The sequence below is a fragment of the Vibrio lamellibrachiae genome, from assembly GCF_050337265.1.
Classification (GTDB): domain Bacteria; phylum Pseudomonadota; class Gammaproteobacteria; order Enterobacterales; family Vibrionaceae; genus Vibrio; species Vibrio kyushuensis.
Window position 1 is genome coordinate 838,608 of sequence record NZ_JAKJSU010000004.1, and the last position, 12,634, is coordinate 851,241.

The 12,634-nt window shown below is 35.6% G+C and carries 7 protein-coding genes and 1 pseudogene; 6 read left to right on the forward strand and 2 right to left on the reverse strand.

The features are described from left to right. Positions 1-2: 2 nt before the first annotated feature. On the reverse strand, positions 3-2,291 hold the full coding sequence (locus L4C54_RS04005) for a leukocidin family pore-forming toxin (protein WP_428807169.1): 2,289 nt from the start codon (positions 2,289-2,291) through the stop codon (positions 3-5). 275 nt (positions 2,292-2,566) lie between these two features. Further along, positions 2,567-3,709, reverse strand: a pseudogene (locus tag L4C54_RS04010) (IS3 family transposase). Between the two features lie 142 nt (positions 3,710-3,851). On the opposite strand from L4C54_RS04010, the gene L4C54_RS04015 reads away from it, so the two are divergent. The 6 genes from L4C54_RS04015 (at position 3,852) to L4C54_RS04035 (ending at position 12,634) form a co-directional block, all read left to right on the forward strand. After that, a complete protein-coding gene (locus tag L4C54_RS04015; RefSeq protein WP_428807170.1) occupies positions 3,852-5,483 on the forward strand; it encodes an RCC1 domain-containing protein in 1,632 nt (543 codons plus the stop codon). A gap of 193 nt (positions 5,484-5,676) precedes the next feature. Then, positions 5,677-6,024, forward strand: a complete 348-nt coding sequence (locus tag L4C54_RS04020) for an OmpA family protein (protein ID WP_428807171.1) — start codon at positions 5,677-5,679, stop codon at positions 6,022-6,024. Positions 6,025-6,075: 51 nt separating this feature from the next. Beyond that, entirely contained in the window at positions 6,076-6,387 is a 312-nt protein-coding gene (locus L4C54_RS24145) for a DUF723 domain-containing protein (RefSeq protein WP_489686476.1), read from the forward strand. 62 nt (positions 6,388-6,449) lie between these two features. Continuing rightward, entirely contained in the window at positions 6,450-9,746 is a 3,297-nt protein-coding gene (locus L4C54_RS04025; protein ID WP_428807172.1) for an ATP-binding protein, read from the forward strand. 93 nt (positions 9,747-9,839) lie between these two features. Next, complete coding sequence (locus L4C54_RS04030) at positions 9,840-11,405, forward strand: response regulator (protein WP_428807173.1); 1,566 nt, start codon at positions 9,840-9,842, stop codon at positions 11,403-11,405. Positions 11,406-11,614: 209 nt separating this feature from the next. Further along, entirely contained in the window at positions 11,615-12,634 is a 1,020-nt protein-coding gene (locus tag L4C54_RS04035; RefSeq protein ID WP_428807174.1) for an HD domain-containing phosphohydrolase, read from the forward strand.

Consider the following 12,634-nt stretch of genomic DNA (forward strand, 5'->3'; position numbering starts at 1 on the left):
CCTTAATTTAAATTGAATTGAATTCCTTCGACTAACCATCCGTTGGTCCATACCTTTACTTGGCTGATTGAAGAGCCCGAAGAAAGATCGAAAGTTTCTTCATACGAACTTACTGCATAATCAGTTGACCCAACTAACTTCAACGATCCATCATCATACGTAAATTTAATAGCCAATAAATGCCTTCCACCATACTTAAATTCTCCAGAGATTACCGAAATAGTAGCAACGCGATTCAAATCAATTTCGGTTAGATAGTCACCACCAGTTCCGCCAGCCATCGCTGTGGGTTTAGTGCCAATAGAGTCAATTGCAGCTCCATGCTTTATATATAACTGACCACTTTCGTCAATATTTTGTATAAAAATGTCTCCTACAGCATCCCCAAATACCGGTGTATCATGCTTGGGACCAAACACATTCGTGTAGGACGTCAACGTTCTAGTACTCACTTCTTCTTGTTCCGTAAAGTATAAACCTAGATCACCTGTTTTTTTGTTATGCCCTAAAATCTTATAAGTTTCGATATTATTGAGCTCATCACCATTGCTAGCCCACTCCCAACGCTGACTTAAACTAGAGTTACACTTTTGCAATTGGTTGAGTAATTGCCCGTCTATACACAAACGTGTGTTAATCGCACTTACATAGCGACCTAAATGATCATAAATAAATGACTGTGAACTGCTAGTTTCCTCACAAGTCTTGTTCGAGAGAAAGCCTTCAACATTTGCATTAATACAGCGATTGTTGAAACTACCAAGCTGAAGGTTAACTGGCCTCCCTCCCGTAAAAACCGGATGATCCCAGTCAACTGTAAAACTAGTAACTTTACCCACCCTTCGGCGTGAAGAGTCTTCTAATCCGCGGTAAGACTGATGAGCACCGATAACATAATAGTGCTTGTATGCGGCATTGTAGATAGGGCGGATATTAACTGAAGAATCTATTGTGAATTCCGTTGTGCCTGTTACATCTGAATTTGCTTTATAAATAACATCCATTTTAGGAACAAAACTCGCGTAACCAATAGGATTTATTTTTCTGGTGTCTACTGGATATTTATTTTCCCACAGCGGGTTTGTCGAGTGCTTCAGAATAGACTTTGCTGTCGCATACTGGTCTCTATTCCATTTAAAACTGACGTGTTGAGGATTATTTGAGCTTCTTTCGACCCGATAATCAGAAGTATTGTACGTTAACCATCGACTTTGGCTATAACTGGCACTAGCCTCTAGTTTCGCTTTGGGTCCACCTTTTCCGGCCTCTGCGCTAGCACCAACCCCTAGTTCAAATCCGGAAACCTCCCTATGTGTAAATTCTTTATTCAAGTTTTCACGCGGATATGTCTTAAGTATCTGAGCTTTGTCGTTTGAAGCGTCAAAAACAAACTGATAATCTTGGGCTATCGCATCAGTCGACCAATCGCGAAAATAACCAACTAACGTTTTATATCCTGCTTTGCTAGTACGGTAGTCTAGCCTGTCGTTTAAATGAATACCAGTACCACCCGTATCATCATCTAAACTTATCCTTACAATTTTAGCATCGGGCGTCACCCCACCAATAGTTCCATATTGTAAAGATCGCTCTATAGTAACTCTAAAGATCAAAGAAATATTAGGATTATCACAAAAGTTACGACTCTCCTCCCCCCAAAAATAAGAATTTCTAAATGTGCACTCATCCTCTGTAATTAAACGGTTTACATTCAAATAGAATGATATGTGTGGTAATACGTTTGTTCCAGATTCATTGGAAATTACTCGCTCTCTAACTAACTCAACACTGTTTTGGTTGATTTCTTTTTTTCGTGAATCACTTGCTCCCATAAATAAATTACTATTGCGAATTTTATTAAATTGTGGGTACTTTTCTTCCAGTAAACCAACCCCCATGTCTATTTCATTGTCTATAATTGTATACATTAGTTCATTTTTATATTCACTAATGATAAACATATCGCTGGAAACTGAAAAACCAAGTCTACCTTTTAGTAATTCTTTTAAATTATACCTTTCATCTTCATTATAGATATTAGTAAAATCAACTAAATAGCTATACCCTGACTTAAGAACATCAGATTTAATTTTAAGTAAAGTGGGCGGTTCTTCTTTGCCATCTAACCAATAATTAGCATTTATATACCTAATATTATTGTTATCATTTATTATTTCTATTTTTTCGACACCGCCTCCTATAGTTTCACTCACGTTTGCCATTGCTATATTCGATACAGAACCGAACAACATAACTACAGAAACAATCATTATCTTATTGTCAATTTTCATATTAAATTCGACCTAACTAATATATGGATAATTCCGTTCTACGGATTTTCACACTGTATCAAGTGAATTAACCGGAAAACACAAGTTGTAGTTAAGTAATGATGGGCAATGCAATCAATCCGGAATGAACATTAATGAACTGGGATAAAAGTCTCATTATTATCGCCAATTACGGATATACACATCAAAATAGCCGATTTTAACTTATTAATAAATCTCACTCTTCGAGTCGAGATAGAGACAAGAGATCTGTACTCATTAGACTGGATACTTTGTTAAGCGACATGTTTTTTTTCCAAGTTAGCTTGGCTTAGATACCCAAGAGCCCTGTGCCTTCTTGTTCGATTATAAATCAACTTCTATGTATTCCAAAAACGGTCGGCTGATCTCTTCTAGCGTCATAACAGGCTCATATGGGATAGCTTCAATTTTCATTGAGTGGAAGAAGCTTTCGATACAAGTGTTGTCCAACAATTTCCTTTCCTACTCATACTTTGCTCTAGTTTAGTAGCTGCTATCAACTCTCGGTAATCCCTAAAACAGTATTAATTACCACGACGTTGTGAATAATCACACCCGCAGGTAAACCTGCTGGCAGACCCATTGAGAGCACTTCACAAACCAAAGTTGATGTCATTCTTGTACTCATAGACCAACCTATGACTTATCTAGAATAAAGATCAATAATTACGTCGAAGTACATCCCGCCTTCACTTGCTGCAAGATAGTTTATGTCTCCAGCACATTTTTGATTTTGTGCAGTTACATTGAAATCTTACCCAAGCAAGTTAGGGGTAATGAGAAGCTTATGCCTACTAATCTGTTGTACATTTGTACTTACGAGCGGCCTTCGCCACAAAGTCCCGTAGCCTCATGCTAGCCGCCATGGTTTTTACATCGTGTTTGTTACCATTTTCTTCAAGCTCTTTTTGAATACGCCTTACACCATCACGTTCTTTTTAAACATCAAAAACCTCACGACCTTTACTACCAGTTGCCGCGGTGCTCGTTACGTAGAGTGACTTTATTGCGATTATCGACCCAATAATAAAACCCACTTCTCGAAACCCCAAACACCTTAGCCATACAGACAATCTTATATCGCTCCAGGTGTTCGAGCATAAACTCATAGCAATCTAGTAGAGATTTCACGCGAAGTAGGTATCGGCCTTTTTTTCAAAGTCGAACTCTTCGGCTTGCCTAGCTAATAATCGTTTAAGATTGGCATTTTCAATGGCGAGTTCTTTTTCTTCATCGCTGGTTTTCGTGTTTTTTTGACAGCTTTTCGCCATCCATCGATTTGATATTCATATAAGGGTAGCTGTTTTCCGCCACAGCGACGCCCACTTTTCGGTTAGTTTGAATGCTTCTTCTTTAAATTAAGGGGCATGCTTGATACGTGTTTTCTGAGTTGTCATTATTCATCTCGTTAGTGATTGTACTCACTTGACTCAGTGTCCAAAACTATTTGATCGGACAGTGATACACAATTGATACAATAGACAGTTATATAAAATTTAAGATATTCCCTACACTTTTACTGTATAGCGATATCGTGCGATGAATTACAAAACTCTAACATTTACAACAATAACATCAATGCTCCTTACTGCCTGTGGTGGTTCAGATACTTCACCTACTAATACGCCACCACCAAAAAAAGACGACGGTGTCTACTCGGTAAACAAAAATAGTATTTGGTATGGTACAGAGGCGACAGCAGGAGAGCTCGAAGTAATTTGCTCAACTTGTACTACAGATGAGTTCACTTACACTTGGATATCTGACAGCAATAATGATGGTATATTTGACCCGAATACAGACTATGTTGTGAATATGGCCGAATTCTCAATTAACCAAAATTCTTATAACAAAGTAGTGAAGTTAATCGTAGAACACCCGCAAATGACATCACCACTTATTAAGTACTATACACCAAATTCAATAATTACTGACTTAGTCTCTACTGACAGCGCTTTTGCAGCTTTAAGATCAGATGGTACCGTCGTTGCTTGGGGAAAAGAAAATAGAGGCGGCTTTGACAATCCTGAAAAATTCATTGTAAACGTCAAGTCAATACATTCAAATAACAATTCTGTTTTTGCTGTAATCAAAAATGACTCTACCGTAGAAACCTGGGGAGATTCGGACTCAGGTGGGGACTCATCTAGCGTACAATCTCAGCTTACAGATGTAAGAACGATATACTCCAATAAGTCGGCTATGGTGGCTCTAAAAAATGATGGAACCGTCATCACATGGGGTAATCCAAATTACGGTGGATATAGCGATCATGTTAGCGATAAGCTTAGTAATGTAATTGACATAGTAGCAAATGCGGGTGCATTTGCTGCCCTAAAAAAGGACGGTTCAGTCGTTGCTTGGGGCTCCTCCGATCATGGTTCTTCTACAGTTTTCGTCGATCATAAACTTACACAAGTAAATTCGATCTTTTCAAATGTTAATGGAAAAACTTTTGTTGCTTTGAAAGAAGATGGCTCGGTTGTGCCTTGGGGAGATCTTACCCTAGGTGGGGACCATAATAATTTACCAGCCGGCGTAGAAAACGTCATAGATATTACTGTAAATGAAGGGGCAGTAATGGCATTAACTTCCGGTGGTACTGCCTATACTTGGGGGAACTTCGCATATGGTGGTGATAATGCCGTAATCAATGTTAAATCAATACACTCTAATGCAGGATCGTTCACTGTAATAAGAAAAAATAAGGATGCCGTATCGTGGGGATTATGGATGCCAAGCTATGAATTTACTGTCTCAAATACCTTGTCAGTCGCTTCGAACTCAAATACTTGGGCGGCAATAAGAACTGATGGGACTGTTTATACCTGGGGAAGACCTGATATTGGCGGAGAGTCTGGCCACGTTGCGGATCAGTTAGAAAATATTACAGAGATCTTTCCAAGTCCAATCGGTTATACGGCAATTAAAGAAAATAGAACTGCTGTAACTTGGGGAAATAGTACTGGGGGCGGAGATTCTAGTTCAGTTCGAGACCAGTTGAATAATATAGCTGAGATTGAATCCACAGAAGGAGGTTTCTTTGCTCTAAAATACGATGGTACATATATAACCTGGGGCAATACTGACGAAGAGTATGGTATAGACACTACGAATATTGATCACATATTATTACCGAAACAAGAAGTTGAATCAGATAAAATAAATTAATTATAATAACAAACCAGATAAATATTAAAATAGGTTTAAATTCCGGCAGTCCTCATCTCCGGAATTTAAACTACACCATCAGATTAAAATAAAATAAACCAGATAAATGCTTAGATACCTATCTCATTAGACTCATAAAACAGAGATAACCAGTTATATTAAGCTATAAAGAATTGTTTAATAAGGATTAAGTATGCCAAATGAATATATAAAATCAAGTTCATCGATACAATTTGATATTAATCAATTCAGTATACTAACGGAACACTTCAGTATATTAAAAGAAATAGCAAACATATTAAGGACAAATGTAAAAAGTGAGATCATAATAAGTGGCTATACTGATAACATTGGTAGCATGGAGCATAACTATCGACTTTCAAAACAAAGAGTTGACTCTACCAAATTATATTTTATAAATTATGGCATTCAACCAAATAGAATTTCCTCCTTGATTTATGGTGAACATTTTCCTAAATCTACCAATCTAACGACAGAAGGAAAAATAAAAAATCGAAGAGTTGAATTAAATATACTTTGATACGACCATCGTAAATATATTGAGCTAATTTTGTCTATAAGGTTAATCATAATGTCAATAAGAAAGCATACTGATAAAATATTCATATCTAAATCTATTGATAGATGGGGAGACAAGTTTGGATACGAAAACTTAATTTATATAAATAGTAGGACCAAAGTTATACTTTGGTGCAAAAAGCATAAATTATACTTCAACCAGACTCCAAAATCACACTTTATAACCAAGCATGAATGCTGCCCGAAGTGCTATAAAGAGATATCAGGACTGTACCAAAATGAATGGAGAGAGAAAAAAACAAAGGAAATTAAAATATACACACTAGTATCAAGTAATGCTTTAATTAATAATATATTTAATTAAAAACAATTAAATAAATGACGTTTAATTTGCACTATATTATTAACCAGTACAAGAAAATAGCCATGAAAATAAACAATACCCAACCATACTTGTACTCTAGAAAGATAATAGTTACATTTATTTTCGTTATAATATCATTGATAATAATAACGCCGCTATCAATGGTAAGTAACTATCGTTTATTTACTTCAATTGACAGGTATTCCGTCGCGGGAAATCTCTTACTAACAATTGATGCTGCAAGATTAAATGAGCTAATATATAGTAGAGATCATATAGAAAAATATTCAGAAACTACTATAAGGCATATAGACAACGCTAAAGATATTGCCATTTATTTTCATGAAAATAGATTAAAGGATGGAATGGGAACGTCTGAAATTGTAAATTGGATTACGCAGTATAGAGCAAGCTTTGTTAGTTATGTACACCTTACCAATTATGTAAATGACCAAAGACAAAAAATGTCCATAGTAGCTAATAGATTACACTCTAGCTCCAAGAAATTAAAGGAAACCATATCAAAATCAACAGACGTCGTCACTTTTAATATCAAACATCTTCAGAATAAAATCAACAACCATAGAAGCGATATTGATTTATCAGATAAATTAATTGAAAATTTAAACAAAATAAAAAATTCACTATTAAATAATCACCTTACTATAAACACAAGCAGTATTGATAGTTTACAATCAGAATATAAGGTACTAACTTCTTGGGTTGAAATAGATGTTCTAAATATAAAAAATACAGCTAACGATCGAGATTTACGTGAAATCATTGAAGATTCCACTATAGAAATGGAAAAAGTATTCACCTTATCTGACAATAACTCAAATTTGTTAAACTCGTTTAACTCATTAGACAATATAATATCAAATCTATTGGCGTATAAAGATAGCAAACAATTAGTTATTGAATCGTTACTTAGTAATATAGAACTGGATGCAATAAAAAAGTCAGAACTTGACCTACTTAATGATCTGGTTACATTACTATTAGAGGATATATTAAAATCTAAAGAGCTTCATATCGGTTTTTTTTCATCGAGACCTATCACAGATCGAGATAAATACAAAACACTTTTGGAACAAATATTGGGATCAGCAATCAATCGTGCAAATTATATATATAGTAGATTAAGAGAAGTCGATCAAACGATAACGACATCTAAATCAGTCCTTTCAGATTCAAATTTATACCTAGTTAAATTTGATAAAGTTTCAGAAATATCAGATGAATTAGATTCAATATCTCAAGAAATGGTCAAGACTGCAGTCATGGTAGGTGAGAAACTATCATATCTAAGAAAAAATAGATTTAATGAAATGCTAGAATCAAAAAAAACTGCCAATTATACAGCGTATAGCAGTTTGATATTTTTCATTCTAATAATTTGGCTTTCATATATCATGATCAAAAATCAATATAGAATAAGCTCTATAAGCAAGAGATTGCGTCGTGCTAATGAAAAAGCGCAGAAATCAAATATACATAAATCTAGGTTTCTTGCGACAATGAGTCATGAGATCAGAACACCAATGAACGCAATAATAGGAATGACCCAGCTATTATCCATCACAAAAACCGATAATAAGCAAGCTCACTACCTAAAAAACATAGACAGTTCATCAAATTATCTTTTATCTATTATTAATGACATACTAGATATTTCAAAAATTGAATCAAATAAATTCAACTTGAATGAAATAGATTACAGGTTAAGTAATTTAATTAGTGACATAAGAACCATATTAGAAGTTCAATCCAATGACAAAAATATATTGTTAGAATTTTATTTTGATAACAACATACCTGATACTTTAACACTTGATGAAATAAGATTGAAACAAGTAATTATAAACCTAGCTTCAAATGCTATTAAGTTCACTGACTATGGAAAAGTCATCATAAAGATTAGCCTAATTGAAGTAATTGAAAAGATTGCGATGATAGAGTTTTCAATTTCCGATACTGGCATAGGAATATCTAATGACCAGAAAGAAAAAATATTTAACTCTTTTACGCAAGCAGAATCATCCACTAATAGAATTTATGGTGGAACTGGTCTAGGGTTATCAATATCTTCGAGTATAATTAGAATAATGGGAGGAGAAATTAAACTTAAGAGCAAAGTAAATCACGGATCTGAATTTTCATTTTGCCTCGGAATAAAAATAGGAAAATCCAATCCAATTATTAGTGATGAAAAAACAAAAATCAGGGAAGTATGTCATAGCGAACAGGATCACAATTTCAGTCAAGAAACTACTAATAATTTAGACCCGATGATTATTATTGATAAATACAAAGGTAATTTAAAAAATAAGAGAGTTTTATTAGTTGAAGACAACATAATAAACCAGGAGATATCTATTGAATTGATGAGTTTGTGCTCAATTAACGTCGAAGTAGTTAGTAATGGAAGAGAGGCCATTGAAAAATTAGGAACTGTAGGAAATATATTTCATTGTATACTTATGGACTGTCAAATGCCTGTTCTAGATGGCTATGAAGCGACCAAACTAATTCGGGATACTATGCCGTTTATTGACGCTCCGATTATCGCACTTACAGCAAATATGATGGACGATGAATTAGAGCGAGCAAAAAATTCTGGTATGTGTGACGTAATAAATAAACCAATTGAGATCAATTCTATGTTCTCAACCCTAGAGAAGTGGGTATTGCGTCACAATCAAATAAAAGATCCAATTAGGGTTAATAACATATGTCCAAACATATCTTCACTTTACAAGACATCAACTATATTTGAAAACCTTGAATCCACAGGGCAATTTGACATTAGGAAGGGGTTAGTTCACCTAAATCAAGATAGTCATCTTTATATACGATTGCTTAACCGTTTTCTCAATGAGAATTATAGTAAATCTAGATTCATGAGTGAAGTTTATACTAAGGACTCACTTATCTTTCATACAATCCGTGGATTGTCAGATAACCTTGGGATGAGTAAATTGAATTACTTAATTGAAGGTATTGATTTAAATCCACCAAACGAGGAAAAACAATTACATTTACTTTATGAAGAAATTGGAAACGCTTTAGAACTAGTAAACAAGTCAATATTAGAATCAATTTCAAATAGCAATAACCATAGTGTTTTGGATGGTAAACATTACAACAAAGATATAATTACAGTTAAAAATCTTCTTAAGGAAAATAATGTAGATGTATTATACTTATTTAATGGTATAATAAATAATTCTGACCTAAATATCTCCATGAAAGAATTTAATTCTTTAAAGGTATTAGTTGATAGTTTTGAATTTGAAGAAGCACTTGATAAACTTGTCACTTTCTCTCAACAATATAATCATGAAAAATTGGGATAACTATGGGTTCTTTTTTTGAACACCATCACATTAAATCTGAACGAACTTTTCTAGTCTGTTTAGAGTAGCTCAATATTCTATCGGTGAGTTTCGATGAAGATAAAGTCATTAAGTGTACTTGTAGTAGAAGAAACAGAACTTATGAGAAAAATGCTCAGCGAACAACTGAGGCAATTTGGCTACGGGGATGTAATTCAGGCCAGTAATGGCCAAAAAGCCATAGAGGTATTGAAGGAATACCCTATTTCATTGATAGTATCTGGTTTAGAACTACAAAAAATTAATGGCATTCAACTACTAAATATTGTAAGAGGTTCAAATGATATTAATGGAATATCATTCCTTATGGTTACTAGCGAAGCTAACAAGGATACTATTAAAACGATAATTCAAGCTGGGGTATCAGAGCTGTTGGTTAAACCTTTTAGCGCTGCCATTTTGAAACAAAAGCTTATCTATCTTGAAAAACAATCTTATCACCCCTGTGTTTTACCCTCATTTGATAAGGATGGATTAGATAAAATTACGGCTAATGCAACAAGTATCGAACAAAAATCAGTAATAAAAGAAAATACCAACAAAATTCTAATTGTTGATGATACGACTGAGAACCTCACTCTAATTCGCGGCCTGCTGAAAGATGATTATCACGTTATATTTGCTAAAAATGGCAAACGAGCACTTAAGCTGTGCGCGGAAGATACCCCACCTGATCTAATTTTGCTTGATATACTGATGCCTGAAATGGATGGGTTTGAAGTGTTAAAAAGAATTCGTGAAAATCCGATGACAGAGCATATTCCCGTTATTTTTGTTACAGCTTTAAGCCAGCAAGATGACGAAATAAAGGGATTAGAATATGGAGCAGTTGATTACATAAAGAAACCTATTCAACCCACCATATTAAAGCTTCGCATTAAATCATTGTTAGCAGGCATTAACCTTCGTAAATCTTTACAACATGAATATGATCAGATGCTGCAAGAGTCCAAATCAAAACAGCACGCTAATCAAATGTTGTTTGATGAATTAAGGCGCCCACTCGAAGTCTCGTCAAAAATGCTGAACGATATGTCATTTGATAGAAAAATTAACGAGTACGTTAGAGATAAAGTAGGTATTCTGCAATCTCTGACCTGCCAAACTGCGCTTGTTCTCGACCAGTCAAAAGCGTTAGAACAAATCGAGATGGGTCAATATACACCAGAAAGAAAACGCTTCTCTTTGCACTCACTGCTCGCTACGCCGTTATCTATCATGCAAGAGGTATACAAAAATAAAAGCCTTCTTATCTACAGTGAGCCTGATGAAGATATCGACAATCAATTTTCAGTTCGAGGCGACCAGAAACTCGCACAGATCATCATCTTCAATATCCTCAAAAATGCATGCCACGCCGCCTCTACTCGATCTAGAGTGTCACTGAAGTTATCGAACCATAAACGCTATTGCTGTATACAAATCGAAAACACTGGCGCGGTATCGCAAGAGATGAGGGACATATTTTGGCAAAAATACGCCACATCAGATGCTAATCATAATCTTGGTTTTGGTACCTATATCATGAAGCTTATGACAGAGATTCAAAAAGGAAAGATCGAAATGGCGGTTGATGATGAGCTTAACACCACTACAATCTCGCTGTATTTACCCCTATAGCCTGACAATACTAACTTGCAGATCATTAGCCTCTTTCAGGGCAGTTTTCAATAAACAAACGCTTAATGGCCAGACCATATCACATTTTAGAAAGCGTCCTAAAAGAATGATTCTTAAGCGCTTTTTGACCGCTTTGTGAGCGACATCTTCCCTATCAATCTATAAATAGCATAAGATTCATTACAACTGGATGTGAAACAAGGCTACGCATGGATAATTGCACCACAATACTAATCGTTGACGACTCTCCTCAAAACCTATTGCTGCTCAAGGAGTTACTCTCACCTGACTATAAAGTGCTTGTCGCGCCTAATGGTCATAAAGCGATTGAAATTGCGAATGGTAAAATCAAGCCAGACCTTATTCTCCTTGATATCATGATGCCCAATCTCGATGGTTTTGATGTGTGTGGCATTTTAAAAGCCAACCCACTGACACAAATGATCCCTATAATCTTTGTCACCGCTAAAAGTGAAACCATAGACGAAGAAAAAGGGTTTAATCTAGGCGCAGTGGACTACATTACCAAACCCATCAGCCCGCCTATCCTTAAAGCTCGAGTCAAAACTCATTTATCCCTACTTAATCATCAGCGTGATTTGGAGCAACAAGTCGACACGCGTACTAGTGAGCTCAAGCAAACACAGCTAAAAATCATTAAGCGATTAGGTAGAGCCGCTGAATTTAAAGACAATGAAACTGGCTTACATGTTATTCGTATGGCTCGATTTGCCAGATTGATCGCCAAACAACTCAATGCCCCCGAGCGATGGTGTCAGCTTCTCTATCAAGCAGCGCCAATGCATGATGTGGGTAAGATTGGCATTCCTGAGTCCATTTTAGGAAAACCTGGAAAGTTGACCGATGAAGAGCGTAAAATAATGCAAACACACTCGAAAATAGGCGCTGATATTATTGGTATCGACAGCAGTGAATTGCTTATTTTAGCGCGTGAAGTGGCACTTTTTCATCATGAAAAATGGGATGGCAGTGGTTATCCACACCAACTCGAAGCAGAAGACATTCCACTATCAGCTCGCATCGTCGCGGTCGCCGATGTGTTTGATGCACTGACAAGTTGTCGCCCTTACAAAAAGGCGTGGAGTATAGAACGGGCGACAGACCTGATAAAAGAAGAGTCAGGGAAACACTTTGACCCTGCTGTTGTTCAAGCATTTATCAGGTGCCTACCAGAGATATTAGAAGAGCGTAATGCGTTACTCGATTAA